The 17032-nt window shown below is 65.6% G+C and carries 11 protein-coding genes; 10 read left to right on the forward strand and 1 reads right to left on the reverse strand.

Annotated features, from left to right (window positions below):
* Positions 1-117: 117 nt before the first annotated feature.
* From ACZ1I5_RS18530 to ACZ1I5_RS18545, 4 genes are all read left to right on the forward strand, one after another.
* Positions 118-3294 (forward strand): efflux RND transporter permease subunit, encoded by a 3177-nt coding sequence (locus tag ACZ1I5_RS18530; RefSeq protein WP_465170716.1) that lies wholly within the window; start codon positions 118-120, stop codon positions 3292-3294.
* A 12-nt stretch (positions 3295-3306) separates the two neighbouring features.
* On the forward strand, positions 3307-4725 hold the full coding sequence (locus ACZ1I5_RS18535) for an efflux transporter outer membrane subunit (protein WP_465170717.1): 1419 nt from the start codon (positions 3307-3309) through the stop codon (positions 4723-4725).
* A gap of 72 nt (positions 4726-4797) precedes the next feature.
* Positions 4798-5130: a GIY-YIG nuclease family protein gene (locus ACZ1I5_RS18540; protein WP_465170718.1), complete on the forward strand. Its 333-nt coding sequence runs from the start codon at positions 4798-4800 to the stop codon at positions 5128-5130.
* 71 nt (positions 5131-5201) lie between these two features.
* A complete protein-coding gene (locus ACZ1I5_RS18545) occupies positions 5202-5858 on the forward strand; it encodes a peptidylprolyl isomerase (RefSeq protein ID WP_465170719.1) in 657 nt (218 codons plus the stop codon).
* A 346-nt stretch (positions 5859-6204) separates the two neighbouring features.
* Here ACZ1I5_RS18545 and ACZ1I5_RS18550 read toward each other — a convergent pair whose 3' ends face one another.
* Positions 6205-7467, reverse strand: coding sequence for a DUF763 domain-containing protein (locus ACZ1I5_RS18550; RefSeq protein ID WP_465170720.1), 1263 nt, complete (start codon positions 7465-7467; stop codon positions 6205-6207).
* Positions 7468-7581: 114 nt separating this feature from the next.
* Between ACZ1I5_RS18550 and ACZ1I5_RS18555 the strand changes: the two genes are divergently transcribed.
* The 6 genes from ACZ1I5_RS18555 (at position 7582) to ACZ1I5_RS18580 (ending at position 17028) form a co-directional block, all read left to right on the forward strand.
* Positions 7582-8556 carry an SDR family oxidoreductase gene (locus tag ACZ1I5_RS18555; protein ID WP_465170721.1) on the forward strand — a complete coding sequence of 325 codons (975 nt, stop codon included), beginning with the start codon at positions 7582-7584 and terminating at the stop codon, positions 8554-8556.
* Positions 8557-8963: 407 nt separating this feature from the next.
* Positions 8964-11696, forward strand: a complete 2733-nt coding sequence (locus ACZ1I5_RS18560; RefSeq protein WP_465170722.1) for a type I restriction endonuclease subunit R — start codon at positions 8964-8966, stop codon at positions 11694-11696.
* Positions 11697-11722: 26 nt separating this feature from the next.
* Positions 11723-13123 carry a restriction endonuclease subunit S gene (locus ACZ1I5_RS18565; RefSeq protein ID WP_465170723.1) on the forward strand — a complete coding sequence of 467 codons (1401 nt, stop codon included), beginning with the start codon at positions 11723-11725 and terminating at the stop codon, positions 13121-13123.
* Entirely contained in the window at positions 13120-14583 is a 1464-nt protein-coding gene (locus ACZ1I5_RS18570; protein WP_465170724.1) for a class I SAM-dependent DNA methyltransferase, read from the forward strand. The genes ACZ1I5_RS18565 and ACZ1I5_RS18570 overlap by 4 nt, the downstream gene beginning before the upstream one ends.
* 148 nt (positions 14584-14731) lie before the next feature.
* Positions 14732-16816 carry a catalase gene (locus ACZ1I5_RS18575; protein ID WP_465170725.1) on the forward strand — a complete coding sequence of 695 codons (2085 nt, stop codon included), beginning with the start codon at positions 14732-14734 and terminating at the stop codon, positions 16814-16816.
* Positions 16817-16878: 62 nt separating this feature from the next.
* Positions 16879-17028 carry a lmo0937 family membrane protein gene (locus ACZ1I5_RS18580; protein ID WP_465170726.1) on the forward strand — a complete coding sequence of 50 codons (150 nt, stop codon included), beginning with the start codon at positions 16879-16881 and terminating at the stop codon, positions 17026-17028.
* Positions 17029-17032 lie beyond the last annotated feature (4 nt).

Raw genomic sequence — 17032 nt, forward strand, 5'->3', positions numbered from 1 at the left:
CGCCCTGAGCTTGTCGAAGGGCTGCTCTTCTTCTCGACGGTGAGAAGGAAGAACAGTGCTTCGACAAGCTCAGCACGAACGGTGGTGAAGATATTTCCTCTCTGAAGGACGAAATCCATGCGCTTTTCGCGCTTCTTCATCACGCGGCCGATCTTCGCCGCGGTGATCGCGGTCGTCATCACGCTTGTCGGTGCGATCGCCTATATGACCCTGCCGGTGTCGCAATATCCCGACATCGTGCCGCCGACCGTGACGGTCAGCGCTGCCTATCCGGGCGCCTCGGCCGAGACGGTCGCGGAGACCGTGGCCGCGCCGATCGAGCAGGAGATCAACGGCGTCGACAACATGCTTTACCAGTCGTCGCAATCGACCGGTGACGGCAAGGTCGTCATCACCGTCACCTTCAAGCAGGGCACCGATCTCGATGCCGCGCAGGTGCTGGTGCAGAACCGCGTCGCCATCGCGGTGCCGCGCCTGCCTGAGGAAGTGCAGCGGCTCGGCGTGGTGACGCGCAAGACCTCGCCCGACTTCCTGATGGTCGTGAACCTGATCTCGCCCGACAACTCGCTCGATCGCGGCTATATCTCCAACTATGCGCTCACCCAGGTGCGCGACCGCCTCAGCCGCATCGACGGCGTGGGCGACGTGCAGCTGTTCGGGTCGCGCGACTATTCGATGCGCGTCTGGATCGATCCCGGCCGCGCCGCCGCGCTCGACCTGACCGCCGGCGAGATCGTCGCGGCGCTGCGCGCGCAGAACGTGCAGGTCGCCGCCGGCACCCTGGGCCAGCCGCCTTATGCCAGCGGCAACGCCTTCCAGCTCAACGTCGAGACTCAGGGCCGCCTGACCGACCCCAAGCAGTTCGCCGACGTGGTGATCCGTACCGATCCCGATGGCCGCCAGGTCAAGGTGTCGGACGTCGCCCGGGTCGAGCTCGGCGCGCAGGATTACGGCTCCAACACCTATCTCTCGGGCAAGCCGACCGTGATCGTCGCGGTGTTCCAGCGCCCCGGCTCCAACGCGCTCGCCGCGGCGGAGGGCGTCTCCACCGAGATGAAGTCCATGTCGGCGCGCTTCCCCAAGGGGCTTGAATACAAGGTCATCTACAACCCGACCGAGTTCATCGCGCAGTCGATCGACGCGGTGAAGGACACCTTGCTCGAGGCGATCGTGCTCGTCGTGCTCGTCATCCTGGTGTTCCTGCAGAAGTGGCGCGCGGCGATCATCCCGGTGGTCGCGATTCCCGTGTCGCTGATCGGTACCTTCGCGGTGCTGGCGGCATTCGGATATTCGCTCAACAACCTGTCGCTGTTCGGCCTGGTGCTGGCGATCGGCGTGGTCGTCGACGACGCGATCGTCGTCGTGGAGAATGTGGAGCGCAACCTCGAGCGCGGGCTATCCCCGCTTGAGGCGGCGCGCACCTCGATGGACGAAGTGTCGGGCGCGCTCGTCGCGATCGTGCTCGTGCTGTGCGCGGTGTTCGTGCCGACGGTGTTCCTGACCGGCCTGTCGGGCGCCTTCTACCGCCAGTTCGCGGTGACCATCTCGACCGCGACGATCATCTCGCTCGTCCTGTCGCTGACCCTGTCGCCCGCGCTCGCGGCGCTGCTGCTCCGCCACAAGGAGACGACCGGGACCGAGAACCGCTTCCAGCGGATCGTCAACCGTGCCGGCGACGCGTTCAACCGCGGCTTCGAGCGGATGAGCCTTGGCTATGCCGCGCTGACCCGCCGGCTGGTCAGCGCGCCGAAGAAGATGATGTTCGCTTATGCTGGCCTCATCGCGCTGACCGGCGGGGTGTTCTGGATCACGCCGACCGGCTTCGTGCCGGCGCAGGACCAGGGTTACTTCCTGACCGTGATCCAGCTGCCGCCAGGCTCCTCGATCGAGCGGACCGACGCGGTGATGCGCAAGGTCGCGGCCAAGATCCTGCCGCTCAAGGGCATCAAGGGCTCGGTCATGCTGGCCGGCTTCGACGGCCCATCCCAGACGCTCGCGCCCAATTCGGCGGCGGCCTATTTCCCGCTGCAGAGCTTCGAGGAACGCAGGAAGCTCGGCGTCACCTTCCAGGGCATCATGGCCGAGGCACGCAAGGCGACCGCCGACGTGAACGAGGCGCGGCTGCTGATCGTGCCGCCGCCGCTGATCCAGGGCATCGGCTCGGCCGGCGGATACCGGATGATGGTGCAGGATACCGAGGGACGCGGTTACGCCGATCTGGGCAAGAATTCCTATGACCTGATCGGCAAGGCCAACCAGACCAGCGGCCTCGCCCAGATCTACACCTTCTTCGACACCGCGACGCCGCGCATCTTCACCGATGTCGACCGGACCAAGGCGAACATGCTCGGCGTGCCGCCCGAGCGGGTGTTCGAGGCGCTGCAAGTCTATCTCGGCTCGGCATTCGTGAACGACTTCAACCTGCTCGGGCGCACCTATCGCGTCACCGCCCAGGCCGATGCGCCGTTCCGCAACACCACCGCCGATATCGCCAACCTGAAGACCCGCTCCAATTCGGGCCAGATGGTACCGATCGGGTCGGTCGCGACCTTCCAGGACAAGACCGGGCCGTACCGCGTCGTCCGCTACAACCTCTTCCCCGCGGTCGAGGTGGACGGCGACACGGCACCCGGATTCTCCTCGGGCCAGTCGCTGGTGACGATGGAGAAGCTCGCCGACAAGACCCTGCCCGCCGGCTATTCCCATGAGTGGACCGGCATCGCCTATCAGCAAAAGGCAGCGGGCAGCACGGCCGGCCTCGTCTTCCTGATGGCGGTGGTGTTCGTCTTCCTGGTGCTGGCAGCGCAATACGAGAGCGTCACCCTGCCGCTGGCGATCGTGCTGATCGTGCCGATGTGTCTGCTCGCGGCGATGACCGGCGTGAACCTGCGCGGCATGGACAATAACGTCCTGACCCAGATCGGTCTGGTCGTGCTGATCGCGCTGGCCGCGAAGAACGCGATCCTCGTGGTCGAGTTCGCCAAGCAGGCCGAGGAGCAGGAAGGCCTGTCGCCAATCGAGGCGGCGGTGCGGGCGGCGCAGACGCGTCTCCGCCCGATCCTGATGACCAGCTTCGCCTTCATCCTCGGCTCGGTGCCGCTGGTGATCGCGACCGGCGCGGGCGCCGAGCTCCGCCAGGCGCTGGGCACCGCGGTGTTCTTCGGGATGATCGGCGTCACCGGCTTCGGCCTGCTCTTCACGCCGACCTTCTATGTCGTCTGCCGGGCGCTCGCGATGCGGTTCACCCGCCGTCGCGAGCACCAGCTGCCGGCGACTCTTCAGCCCGCCGAATAAGGAGCGGCCGTCATGAAACAGCTATTGCTTGCCTCGATCTCAGCGCTGGCGCTGTCCGCCTGCGCCGCCGGCCCCGACTTCGTCGCGCCGGTCGCCCCGCCCAAGGCGGCGGGGCAGTTCATCGGCAGCGCCAGCCCCAGCGTCTCGACCGCCCCGGCGGACGACCATTGGTGGCAGCTCTACCGCGACCCGGCGCTCGACCAGTTCGTCGCCGAGGCGCTCGCCGCCAACACCGATATCCGCGTGGCGGTGGCGCGGCTCGACAAGGCGCGCGCGTCGCTGCGCGGCGTCCGGTCGGACCGGCTGCCCCAGACCTCGATCGGCGCGACCGGCGGCTATGGCCGCACCCCCGACAGCCAGCGCCTGCCGGGCTCGGCCGCCGAGGGCGAATCCTATGATATAGGGCTGAGCGTCTCCTATGAGGTCGACCTGGCCGGGCGCGTCCGCCGCAACATCGAGGCGGCGCGCGGCGATGTCCGCGCGGCCGATGCCGATGCCGATGCGGTGCGCGTCGCGGTGGTCGCCGCGACCACCCGCGCCTATGTCGATGCCGCGTCCTCGGCCGAACGGCTCGGCGTGGCGAAGCGCATCGTCGAGCTGCTCGACAAGTCCGCGACCCTGACCGGCAAGCGGGTCGACGCAGGCCGCGCGGCCAAGCTCGACCAGGTGCGCATCACCACCCTGCGCGACCAGCGCGCCGCGCTCGTCCCCGCGATCGAGGCGGAGCGCCAGGCGGCCTTGTTCCGGCTGGCCACCCTGACCGGCCGGACGCCGCAGGAACTGCCCGAGATCGCCGCGGCGCGGACCGACACGCCGCATCTCGACCAGCCGATCCCGGTCGGCGACGGCCAGGCGCTGCTGGCGCGGCGGCCGGACGTGCGCGCGGCCGAGCAGCGGCTGGCGGCGGCGACGGCGCGCATCGGCGTGGCGACGGCAGAGCTCTATCCGCGCATCACGCTGGGCGGATCGGTCGGGTCGAGCAGCACGAGCATCGGCGACCTGTTCGGCGGCGGCGCGCTGCGCTTCCTGCTCGGGCCGCTGATCAGTTGGTCCTTCCCCAACCAGGAAGCGGCGCGGGCGCGCATCGCCGAGAGCGAAGCAGGCAGCCGCGAGGCGCTTGCCCAGTTCGACGGGACGGTGCTCCAGGCGCTGGAAGAGACCGAGACCGCGCTGGCCACCTATCAGGGCGAACTGAAGCGCCGCGCCGCCCTGCAGGCCGCGCGCGACGGGGCGGAAGCGGCCGCCCGCATCACCCGCGCCCGCCAGCGCGAGGGACAGATCGACTTCCTCGAAGTGCTGGATGCCGAGCGCACCTTCGCCGATGCGGACGCCGACCTGGCGGCGTCGGACGCGCGGATCGCCGGCGCGCAGATCGACCTGTTCCGCTCGCTCGGCGGCGGGTGGCAAAGGCCGGTGATCGCGGCGCGGTAGGGGGAGGGAACCCCCCACCATCCGTTCGCCCTGAGCTTGTCGAAGGGCTGTTCTTCCCCTTAGGCTCGCCCAATGAGCTTCTGGGCCTATATGCTGCACTGCCGGGCCGGCCGATTGTACGTCGGCCACACCGACAATCTTGAAGCCAGAATCGGTCAGCATCAAAGCGGACTGATCCCTGGTTACACGCGAGACTATGGTCCGGTGACGCTTGTGTGGTCGCAGGAATTTCCGAGCCGGATCGAGGCACTTGAGGCCGAACGGCGGATCAAAGGGTGGAGCCGTGCCAAGAAGCTGGCGCTGATCCGTGGCGATTGGGATCTCATTTCACGACTGGCGAAAGGGAAGAACAGTCCTTCGACAAGCTCAGGACGAACGGAGGAGTGGGATCCGCCCCAACTCTAACGTTGCGCCGCTTGCGTCCCCCTCGCCCAGCCCCTAGCGCGCAGGGGCTTCACCCCCTTCGAGCGAGCCCGATGCGCCCGATTCTCTCCTTCCTCGCCCTCGCCTTCCTCGCGCTGGCGGCACCCGCCACGGCGCAGCAGCACAGCAGACCCGCACCCGGCCTGGTGCGCGTGCGGATCGTCACCGCGCTCGGCCCGATCGTGATCGCGCTCGACGCCAGGCGCGCGCCGAAGACCACCGCGAACTTCCTCGCTTATGTCGACGACAAGAGGCTCGACAATACCAGCTTCTATCGCTCGGCGCGGAGCAAGGCTGACCCGACCTATGGCTTCGTCCAGGGCGGGATCGGCACCGATGCGCGGCGCATGCTGCCGTCGCCGGTGCCGCTGGAGTCGACCAGCCGGACCGGTATCCGCCATGTCGATACGGTGATCTCGATGGCGCATGGCCGCGACGAGAATGGCGCGACGGGCAATTTCGCGATCATGCTCGGCGCGCATCCGAGCATGGACGCGAAGGCGGGTTACACAGGCTATGCCGCGTTCGGCCATGTCGTGGAGGGCATGGACGTGGTGCGCAAGATCCTCGCCCAGCCGATCGGCGGCGGATCGGGCCCGATGAAGGGGCAGATGATCTTGAAACCGATCCCGCTGATCCGCGCCGAGCGGATCGACGGCACAGCCAAGCCCACCGGCGTGGTGCAGCCCTGGCTGATCGGGGTGAAATAGCGGCGCGGTGAACACCCGCCTGCCCTGTTACGTGAGTATAACATGGCGACCTTTTTTCTGCCGCATTAACAGGGTGAATTTCCCGCGGAACAGGGCGGCTCGGTCGGGGAACAGGGACGGATCGAAGCGCGAGCAATCGGCCATCATGAGAAACAGTGGGGCGGGTTTCACGCGCCTGATCGGTACACTGTCCCAGACCAGCGAATAGTTGAATCGACGATAGAGCGCCTCGCGCCTTATTGTGCTCCCGCGAAGGCGGGAGCCCAGGCTGTGTCCCCGCCTTCGCGGGGACACAAGGTTCTTTGCTCGAATGACGACTGACGTCTGCCTTGGGCTAACTGCGCTTCTAAAGGCTCCGTGCAGCCTTTTCGGCGTCGGCAGCGGGGGGCTCCCAGCCGAACACACTGCGGCCGCCATAGTCGTGCGAGTTGCGGCATTCCTCCGCGACGAATTCGGGCAGGGTCGGGCCGGTCGCGTGGCGTTCCATGGCGCGGGCCTGGGCGTCGAGGCGCTGGATCGCGGCGAGTTTTTCGTCATTGCCGAGCTTCGCCTTGCCGACCGCCTGCTTCATCACCGCGATGGTCCGGTCGAAGACCTTGATCGGCACCGGATAGGGATGGCGATCCTTGCCGCCATGCGCGAGCGAGAAGCGGGCGGGATCGGCGAAGCGGCAGGGCGCGCCGTGGATCACTTCCGCCACCATCGCCAGCGAGCGCACCGTGCGCGCGCCGACGCCGGGGACGAGCAGCAGTTCGGGGAAATCGGCCGGGCCATTCTCGGCCGCGGCGGCGAGGGTGCCGTGGAGGCGGCGGATCATCACGTCGGACGGGCGCACCTCGTGATGGCCGGGCAGGACCAGGTGCGGGAGCATCGGCTGGTCGGACGGCGCGGCGGGCTTGACCGGTTCGAGCGCGGCGGCCTCGCGGGCGATGCGGTCGGGGCCGAGATCGCGGAGCAGGTCGAGTTGCGCGTCGCGAGACGCGGCGGCGCGGCGATCGGTGAGGTTGACGATCTCGCCGCCGCCCCTGCCCTCGATCGCGGCGTGCGGCGCGTCGACGAAACTGCCCAGCCCCTCGGACGACCAATGGTAGCGCCGGGCCTGGCGCAGATCGCCGTTCATGCCCTGCTGCACCACGACCCATTGCCCGTCATCGGCGATAATGAAACCGTGGAGATAGAGATCGAACCCGTCCTGCACCGCCGCACTGTCGACCTTGGCGACGAGCCGGCTGGTGCGCGCGAGGCCGGCGCCGTCGAGCCCGACCCGGTCGCCGATCGCGACCAGTTCCGCGGGCGTGCGGCGCGACTGTTTGCCGCGACCGCCACAGACATGGAGGCCGAGCTCGCCCGACAGCGGCGCGAGACCGCGTTTCAGCGCGCCGATCACGCTCGTCGTGATGCCCGAGGAATGCCAGTCCATGCCCATCACCGCGCCGAAGCTCTGGAACCAGAAGGGGTGCGCAAGCCGGCGCAGCAGCTCGTCCCGCCCGTAATGATGCACGATCGCCTGCGCCATGACCGCCCCGAGGCTCGCCATGCGCGTACTCAGCCATGGCGGCACATGGCCGCCATGGAGGGGAAGATCGGCACTGCCGGCGCGATTGGCCATCATCACCTCTGGAACGAACTGGGAACATGCTAGCAGGCGATCGCGGCGCTGGCCACAACGAACGGGGGAACGGTCCCTCGCCCCCATGCATTGAGGTCGCCTCAACCGGCGAGGATGACCATGGCGAAATCGAACCCGAAAAAGACCGTCGCCGAGCAGCGCGCGATCCAGGCGCAGGTGGCTAAAGCCGACAAGAAGCCCAAGAAGAAGGGCGGCGCGATGCAGGCCGGTGCGCGAAAATATCCCGAGCCGCCGCTGCCGCAGCAGCATCAGCTGAAGCCGGGCAAGGAATCCGCGCTCGATCCGGCGCCGCTGTACGATGCGCCTTTCTACAAGGGATCGGGCAAGCTGGAGGGCCTGGCGGCGATCGTCACCGGCGGGGATTCGGGGATCGGCCGCTCGGTCGCGATCCTGTTCGCGCGCGAGGGCGCCGATGTCGCGATCCTGCATCTCGACGAGGACGAGGATGCGCAGGTCACCAAAAAGGCGGTCGAGCAGGAAGGGCGGCGCGCGATCGTCATCGCGGGCGACGTGCGCGACCAGGCATTCTGCAAGGCCGCGGTGAAAGAGGTGGCGAAGGCGTTCGGGCGGCTCGACATCCTCGTCAACAACGCCGCCTTCCAGGTCCATTCCAGCTTTGCCGACCTGACGGCCGAGCATTTCGACCAGACGCTGAAGACCAATCTTTACGGCTATTTCTTCATGGCGCAGGCAGCGGTCGCGAAGATGAAGCCGGGCGGCGCGATCGTGAACACGGGCTCGGTCACCGGCATCATGGGCAACAAGGATCTGCTCGATTATTCGATGACCAAGGGCGGCATCCATGCCTTTACCCGCAGCCTGGCGACGCACCTGATCCCGCAGGGCATCAGGGTGAACGCGGTTGCGCCGGGGCCGGTCTGGACCCCGCTCAACCCGAGTGACAAGGAAGCGCCCGACGTCGCGACCTTCGGTGCCGACACGCCGATGAAGCGCCCGGCCCAGCCCGAGGAAATCGCGCCGGCCTATGTCTTCCTCGCCTCGCCGCAATGCTCCAGCTACATCACCGGGGAGATATTGCCGATCATCGGGGGCTATGGCGGCGGGTGATCCGCAGCCCAAGTAATTCTGTTGGAACCCGCGGAAAAACGGACAGTAAAGCGGGATTTTCGCCAGCCAACGTCGACCCCGAATTTTCGGCGCGTTACTGTGGCGACGGATGGCGCCCAGGCTATCCATGCCCCGCTCAGTCGTATTTCCAGGAAGAGCGCCGGGAATTCGATCGGCATGAATATTACCGTTTTTCCTGCGCATTTTCGAGAATTGATCAGGAGTATTTACGGTATTCCTGATGTTATTTGTCACCTCGTCATCGGATAAGGGCATGGCGTGACGGCTCCGGTGCGGCGGCATGGGCCGACGACGACCGCAGCATAGGACGCGGCGGGAGCCGGTTGAATCGAACGCCGCGGCCGTTGCCATTGCGACCGCGACGTTTCCCGGTACATATCACCGTCGTGGCACTGACACCTGAAGCCCGGGCCCGAGACGTCATCGATGCGCAACTCGTGGCCGCAGGCTGGGTGGTGCAGGATCGCGACACGATGAACCGCAATGCCGCGATCGGTGTGGCAGTCCGCGAATATCCGCTCGCGGCCGGCCCGTGCGACTATCTCCTGCTCGTCGGCGGCAAGGCATGTGGCGTCGTCGAGGCAAAGGCCGCTGGCGCCACCCTTTCCGGGGTCGCGCAACAGGCCATGAGCTATCAGGCGTCGGCGCCCGCGATGCTGGCCAAATGGAGCGACCCGCTCCGTTTCGACTATGAAGCCTCCGGAACCGAAATCCTGTTCTCCGACCGGGTCGATCCGCAACGGAGATCGCGCCGCCTGTTCGGCTTTCACCGGCCCGAAACGCTGCTCGAATGGCTCAAGGCCGGGTCGTCGCTGCGGGCGCGCCTCGTCGATCTGCCGCCGCTCGTCGTCGATGGTCTGCGCGACTGCCAGATCGACGCGATCGAAGGCATCGAGGCGTCGCTGCACAGCGACAACCCGCGCGCCTTCGTCCAGATGGCGACCGGCGCGGGCAAGACCTTCACCGCCGCCACGCTCGCCTATCGGCTGCTCGCCCATGCCGGTGCGAAGCGCATCCTGTTCCTGGTCGACCGCAACAATCTCGGCCGGCAGACGCTGAAGGAATTCCAGGGCTATCGCCCGCCCGGCACCGGGCGGCTGTTCACCGAACTCTATAATGTCCAGCGGCTCGGCCCGGCCGGGCTGGACGAGCCCGCCAAGGTCGTGATCTCGACCATTCAGCGCGTCTTCGCGCAACTGACCGGCGACGACCTTTCCGAGGAAGACGAAGAGGAGAGCATTTTCGAGCAGCCATGGAATCCGGCGCCGAAGGAGATCGCCTATAGTGCGGCGCTGCCGCCGGAGAGTTTCGACATCGTCATCGTCGACGAGTGCCACCGATCGATCTACGGCACCTGGCGCCAGCTGCTCGACTATTTCGACGCGCATATCATCGGGCTGACCGCCACGCCGACGGTGCAGACCATGGCGTTTTTCGGCGAAAATATCGTCGCGCAATATCCTTATGAGAAATCGGTCGCGGACGGCGTCAACGTGCCGTTCGAGATTTTCCGTATCCGCACCCAGATCGGCGAGCATGGCGGGCGAGTGGAGAAGGGCTTCACCCTGCCGGTGCGCGACCGCCATACGCGCGCCCAGCGTTTCCGGCTGCTCGACGACGATCTGGTCTATCTCCCGCAGGATCTCGACCGCAGCGTGATCGCGCGCAACCAGATCCGCACGGTGCTGGAAACCTATCGCGACACGCTGTTCACGGAGCTGTTCCCCGAACGCAGCGACGTGCCCAAGACGCTGATCTTCGCCAAGGACGATCACCATGCCGAGGAGATCGTGACGATCGCCCGCGAGGTGTTCGGCAAGGGCAATGATTTCGCGCAGAAGATCACCTACAAGGTCGGCGCGAAATATGCCGAGGAGCTGATCCAGCAATTTCGCAACAGCTATCATCCGCGCATCGCCGTTACCGTCGACATGATCGCCACCGGCACCGACGTGAAGGCGATCGAAGTGCTGATCTTCCTGCGCGACGTGCGCTCCTCGGTCTATTTCGAGCAGATGCGCGGGCGCGGCGTGCGGACGATCGACGCGAGCGTGCTGGCGAGCGTGACGCCGGGCGCGATCGCCAAGGATCGCTTCATCCTGATCGACGCCGTCGGCGTCACCGATACGCTCAAGGTCCAGGCGACGCCGCTGGAGCGCAACCATGCGGTATCCTTCGAGAAGCTGATCGAACAGATCGCGAGCGGGCGCAGCGACGAGGATGCGGTGTCCACCCTCGCCGGCCGGCTTGCCCGGCTCGACCGCAAGCTCGACGATGCGGCCAAGGCGCGCATCGCCGAGGTCGCCGGCCGTCCGCTCACGGCGCTGGCCGGCGCGCTGGTCGACGCCATCGATATCGACCGGATCGATGCCGCAGCCCGTGCCGAACACGGACCGTCGCCGACCGATGCGCAGGTGGAAACCGTGGCCGCCAGGATGCGCGAGGCGGTGCTCGCCACCTATGACGATCCGGCGCTGCGCAAGCTGCTGATCGAGCTGAAGGCCGCATCCGAAGTGGTGATCGACGATATCAGCCGCGACATCGTCATCTCCTCCGCCTGGTCGCCCGAACAGGCGGCGGCGATGACGAGCGATTTCATGCGGTTCCTGGACGAGCATCGCGACCAGTTGCTGGCGCTGCGCATCCTGTACGGCCTGCCCGCCGCGGCGAAGCGGCTGACCTATGCCAGCCTGGAGGAATTGCGCGACGCGATGCTGCGCCCGCCCTGGCTGCTCCAGCCGCTGGCGCTATGGAGCGCCTACCGCCGCCTGCAGGGCGACAAGGTGCGTGCCAACCCGGCCAAGACGCTGACCGACATCGTCGCGCTGGTGCGCTTCGCGATCGGCGAGGCGGAGACGCTGGCGCCGCTGTCGCAGGACATGGCCGGACGTTTCAACCTGTGGCTCGGCCGCGAACAGCGCGCCGGGCGCGTGTACGATCAGGAGCAGCTCGGCTGGCTGGAGGCGATCCGCGACTATCTCGCGGCGAACATCGAGGTGACGATGGCCGATGTGCAGGACAGTTTCGGCGCGAAAGGCGGCGTCATCGGCGCACGCCGGGCTTTCGGCGGCCGGCTGGATAGCCTACTCGACGAGCTTCAGGACGCGCTGGTGGCGTGACGGGGGTTTTAGTGGCGCGTGGTGGTGTGAAGCGATCGACGGCGGGCGAGCCGATCGAGGGGCCTTGGGCATTGCCGGATGGGTGGCGGTGGGTGCCCTTGGGTAGTCTCGGCGACTTTCGCAACGGTGCTGCCTTCAAGCCTACAGATTGGGGTACGGAAGGTGTGCCCATCATCCGTATCCAAAATCTCAATAACCCAGATCGGGAGATGAATCGCACGAATCGAGCCATCGATCCTCGCCTGCTTGTGAGGGCCGGTGATCTATTGGTTAGTTGGTCCGCAACGCTTGACGCATTCGTCTGGAACAGAGAAGACGCTTGGCTGAATCAACACATCTTCAAGGTTACGCCGAACACCGAATTAATTGATCATCAATACATGTTTTTTCTGCTCAAAAATGAAATTGAGAATCTGAAGAAGACTGAGCATTTGCATGGATCTACGATGATGCATATTAACCGCGGACCTTTTCTCGCGCACCTTGTTCCGCTTCCAACGCTAGCTACTCAGCGCGTTGTGGCGCAGAAAATTACCGAGTTGTTTGCGGAAGTCGAGAATGGCGACGCGGCTCTGTCGCGGGGGCGTGATGATCTCGCGACATGGCGCAAATCGCTGCTGAAGGCCGCCGTTACCGGTGAGTTGACCGCTGATTGGCGCGCCGTGAATCCTGCGATTGAGACTGGCAAGGACCTACTCTTTCGCATCCTGGCCGACCGTCGCGCACGTTGGCATGCTGAGCCGCGCAACAAAGGGAAGCGCTATGCCGAACCTGCTGCCCCCGAGACGACCGAGCTACCGCGATTGCCGAACGGTTGGGTTTGGGTTGGTTTGGAACAGTTGACAACAGGCGGGATTCGCAATGGCCTTTCCGTAAAAGAATCCGGTGAACGCACCGAGGTAAAAGGCCTTCGCCTGAACGCGCTTCAAGCGAACGGTATTGACTGGACGAAAGTTCGGTATTTACCAATTAGCCTAGGAAAAGCTTCAAATTATTTGTTGAGTGCTGGGGACTTACTCGTAAGTCGCGCCAATGGTTCACCAGAATTCGTAGGGCGGTGCTCTTTAGTGACTGAGGGTCGCGATGACACTGTCTTCCCTGATACCGCTATCCGATATCCACTATGGGGCGGCTCCGATTTTCACGGTTGGGTTCGCGCAGCATGGTCTGCGCCGCAAAGTCGGAAACGCTTATTGTCACTTGCAAAATCGACTGCGGGTATTTTGAAAATCTCACAGGGAGATATCGCCGCCGTTGCATTGCCGCTGCCACCAGCGGATGAAATCGTCGCGATAAATATGCTCTTGAAACGCTTATCGTCTGAGGCCGATGCTGGAGCTGATGAGCTAGCGCTTTTGGCGGAAAGCCCTGCCACCCTCCGCCAATCCATCCTAGCCGCCGCCTTCCGTGGAGAACTCGTCGCATGAACGAACAGGCGCTCGTCGCGAAGGTGTGGAACTATGCGCATGTCCTGCGCGACGACGGGGTGTCGTATGGCGATTATCTGGGCCAGATCAGCTTCCTGCTGTTCCTCAAGATGGACAAGGAACGGACCGAGGCGCTCGGCGAGCCTTCGGCGCTGCCGGTCGAGTGCCAATGGGATGCGCTCGCCAGCCTCGCGGGCGAGAGCCTGGAGACGCGGTACAAGAAGATCCTCGAAACGCTGAGCAAGCGCGACGACATCGTCGGCACGCTGTTCCTGAAGGCCGAGAGCAAGATCAACGACCCCGCCAAGCTCCAGCGGCTCGTCACGCTGATCGGCGGCGAGACCTGGATGGGGCTGAACGTCGATGTGAAGGGCACGATCTACGAGGGGCTGCTCGAACGCAATGCGGGTGAGGTCAAATCGGGCGCCGGGCAATATTTCACGCCGCGCCCGATCATCGATGCGATCACCGAGGTGGTCGATCCCGAGGCGAACCAGACCGTGCACGACCCCGCGGTCGGCACCGGCGGCTTCCTGCTTTCCGCCTATGAGCATATGAAGCGGAAGGATGCCGCGCGCGACCGGACGGTGGCGCGGGCGCTGCGCGAGACCAGGCTTTCCGGCACCGACATCGTGCCCGACGTGATCCGGCTGTGCGCCATGAACCTGTATCTGCACGGCGTCGGCGGCACGACCTCCCCGGTGACGCAGAAGGATGCGCTGCTCGATCGCGGCGACGCCAGCTATGACGTGATCCTGACCAACCCGCCCTTCGGCAAGCGCCAGTCCTTCCGCATCGTGCGCGAGGATGGCGGGATCGAGAGCGAGCGGCAGGATTATGTCCGCGACGATTTCACCGTGACCACGGGCAACAAGCAGCTCAATTTCCTGCAGCACATCATGTCGATCCTGAAGGTCAACGGCAGCGCCGCCGTCGTGATGCCCGACAATGTGCTGTTCGAGGGCGGCGCGGGCGAGACGCTGCGCAGGCGCCTGTTGAAGGAATTCGATTTCCACACGCTGCTGCGGCTGCCGACTGGCATCTTCTACAGCCAGGGCGTCAAGGCGAACGTGCTGTTCTTCGATCGCGCGCCGCCCGGCGACACGATCGCGACCGAGGCGCTGTGGGTCTATGACTTGCGCACCAACAAGAATTTCACGCTGCGCGAGCGCCCGTTGCGGCGCGCGGACCTCGACGATTTCGTCGCGTGCTTCAGGGACAGGCACCATCACCACGAGCGCGAGGCGAGCGAGCGCTTCCGCTGCTTCAGCTATGACGAGCTGGCCAAGCGCGACAAGCTGAACCTCGACATCTTCTGGCTGAAGGACGCGAGCGCGACCGACCCCGACAGCCTGCCGCCGCCGGCCGAGATTGCGGCGGAGATCGTCGACAGCCTGGAGCTGGCGCTGGAGAAATTCAGGCTGGTCGCGGCGAAGCTGAGCGCCGGCACCTCGGGATAGCGGGCGCGCGATCATCCAGCGGCGGGACGATCGCCGGTAATCCCGCCCGGGCCGAAGAATCGCGCTGATCCAGAGCAAGTCGCGCCGATCGCGCGGACCTTTCCCGTCGCCCTGCAGTTGACCCCGCGAACAGTGACGGGAGCGGACAATGGCGACGAAAAGCGGCGTGACATCGGGCAATGGCGGCGAAACCCACCAGACGGCGTCGAACGAGGCGGAGAACGGCCTGACCACCAACCAGGGCATCCGCGTCTCGGACAACCAGAACCAGCTGAAATCCGGCCCGCGCGGCCCCGTGCTGCTGGAGGATTTTGTCCTTCGCGAGAAGATCTTCCATTTCGACCATGAGCGCATCCCGGAGCGGATCGTCCATGCGCGCGGCTCGGCGGCGCACGGCTTTTTCGAATGCTATGAAAGCCTGGCCGACATCACCAAGGCCGATCTGTTCCAGCGCGCGGGCGAGCGCACGCCGCTGTTCACGCGTTTCTCCACCGTGGCGGGCGGCGCCGGATCGGTCGACACGCCGCGCGACGTGCGCGGCTTTGCGGTAAAATTCTACACCAAGGAGGGCAATTGGGATCTGGTCGGCAACAATATCCCGGTGTTCTTCATCCAGGACGCGATCAAATTTCCCGACCTGATCCATTCGGTGAAGATGGAGGCGCAGACGGGGTACCCGCAGGCAGCCTCCGCGCATGACACCTTCTGGGACTTCATCTCGCTGATGCCGGAATCGACGCACATGGTGATGTGGGCGATGTCCGACCGGACCATCCCGCGGTCGCTGCGCACGATGGAGGGGTTCGGCATCCACACCTTCCGGCTGGTCAACGCCAAGGGCAAGTCGACCTTCGTGAAATTCCACTGGAAACCGAAACAGGGCGTGCAATCGACCTGCTGGGACGAAGCGGTGAAAATCGCCGGTGCCGACCCCGATTTCCACCGGCGCGACCTGTTCGAGGCGATCGACCGGGGCGACTTCCCCGAATGGGAGCTCGGCATCCAGGCGTTCGACCAGAAATTCGCCGACAGCCTGCCCTTCGACGTGCTCGACCCGACCAAGATCATCCCGGAGGAAGTGCTGCCGGTGCGGATCATCGGGCGGATGGTGCTCGATCGCTATCCGGACAATTTCTTCGCCGAGACCGAGCAGGTCGCCTATTGCCCGGCGAACATCGTGCCGGGCGTGGACTTCACCAACGATCCCCTGCTCCAGGGGCGGCTCTTTTCCTATCTCGACACCCAGCTGAAGCGGCTCGGCTCGACCAATTTCCACCAGCTGCCGATCAACGCGCCGAAATGCCCGGTGATGAATTTCCAGCGCGACGGGCATATGCAGATGGCGATCCCCAAGGGCCGCGCGAATTACGAGCCGAACAGCCTGTCCGAAGCGGGCGAGGATGGCGGCCCGCGCGAATGCCCGATGACCGGCTTCACCAGCTTCCCCGCGGCCGACGGCCCGGACGAGCAGGGCGACAAGCTGCGCATCCGGCCCGAGAGCTTTGCCGATCATTACAGCCAGGCGCGATTGTTCTTCCGCTCGCTCGCCGCGCCGGAACAGGCGCATCTGGCGTCGGCGCTGGTGTTCGAGCTGTCCAAGGTCGGGCTCGAGCATGTCCGGGTGCGGATGATGTCGAACCTGGTCAATGTCGATGCCGCGCTCGCCAAGCGCGTCGCGGACGGGCTCAACATGCCGTTGCCCAAGGCGTCCAAGGCGGCGGTGGCGCCGCAGGATCTCGATCCCTCGCCCGCGCTGCGCATCGTCGAGGGGCCGCGCGCGCCCGCCGATATCAAGGGCCGGTCGATCGCGGTGCTGATCGCCGACGGATCGGACGCCAAGGCCGTCGCGACCATGGTCGACGCGATCACCGGCGCGGGCGCCCGCGCCGTGATCGTCGCGCCCAAGGTCGGCGGGGCCAAGCTGTCCGACGGCAAGCTGCTCAAGGCCGATGCGCAGCTCGCCGGCTATCCCTCGGTGCTGGCCGATGCGGTGGCGATCATCCTGTCGGAGGAAGGCTGCGCGGCGTTGCTGAAGGAAGCGGCGGCGGTGCAGTTCGCGATGGATGCGTTCGGCCATCTCAAGGCGATCGGCCATTCGCCCGAAGCCCAGCCGCTGCTCGACAAGGCCGGGGTCGTGCCGGACGAGGGCGTGGTGCCGGCGGACAAGGGCTTCACCGCGGCGGCGGCGAAGCGTTTCTGGGAGCGCGAGCCGGGCGTGCGCACGCTCGCCTGATGGACGACGGAACCACAAGGCCTTCCAAGTCGTTTCGCGGGTTCAACGAAAAGGATAATATGATGTTGGGAACTATTGCTGCAATCCTGGTGGTGCTCTGGCTGCTCGGCTTCTTTGCCTTTCACGTCGCAGGCGGGCTGATCCATCTGCTGCTGGTCATCGCGGTGGTGATGATCATCCTTCACTTCGTGACTGGCCGCCGCACGGTATAGGCAA

Source organism: Sphingomonas sp. BL-S-30 (genome assembly GCF_055521475.1).

Excerpts from the sequence above, each read along its gene's own strand:
- ACZ1I5_RS18530 (WP_465170716.1), top strand. The coding sequence starts at position 118 with ATGCGCTTTTCGCGCTTCTTCATCACGCGGCCGATCTTCGCCGCGGTG.
- ACZ1I5_RS18535 (WP_465170717.1), top strand. The coding sequence starts at position 3,307 with ATGAAACAGCTATTGCTTGCCTCGATCTCAGCGCTGGCGCTGTCCGCC.
- ACZ1I5_RS18540 (WP_465170718.1), top strand. The coding sequence starts at position 4,798 with ATGAGCTTCTGGGCCTATATGCTGCACTGCCGGGCCGGCCGATTGTAC.
- ACZ1I5_RS18545 (WP_465170719.1), top strand. The coding sequence starts at position 5,202 with ATGCGCCCGATTCTCTCCTTCCTCGCCCTCGCCTTCCTCGCGCTGGCG.
- ACZ1I5_RS18550 (WP_465170720.1), bottom strand. The coding sequence starts at position 7,467 with ATGGCCAATCGCGCCGGCAGTGCCGATCTTCCCCTCCATGGCGGCCAT.
- ACZ1I5_RS18555 (WP_465170721.1), top strand. The coding sequence starts at position 7,582 with ATGACCATGGCGAAATCGAACCCGAAAAAGACCGTCGCCGAGCAGCGC.
- ACZ1I5_RS18570 (WP_465170724.1), top strand. The coding sequence starts at position 13,120 with ATGAACGAACAGGCGCTCGTCGCGAAGGTGTGGAACTATGCGCATGTC.
- ACZ1I5_RS18575 (WP_465170725.1), top strand. The coding sequence starts at position 14,732 with ATGGCGACGAAAAGCGGCGTGACATCGGGCAATGGCGGCGAAACCCAC.
- ACZ1I5_RS18580 (WP_465170726.1), top strand. The coding sequence starts at position 16,879 with ATGTTGGGAACTATTGCTGCAATCCTGGTGGTGCTCTGGCTGCTCGGC.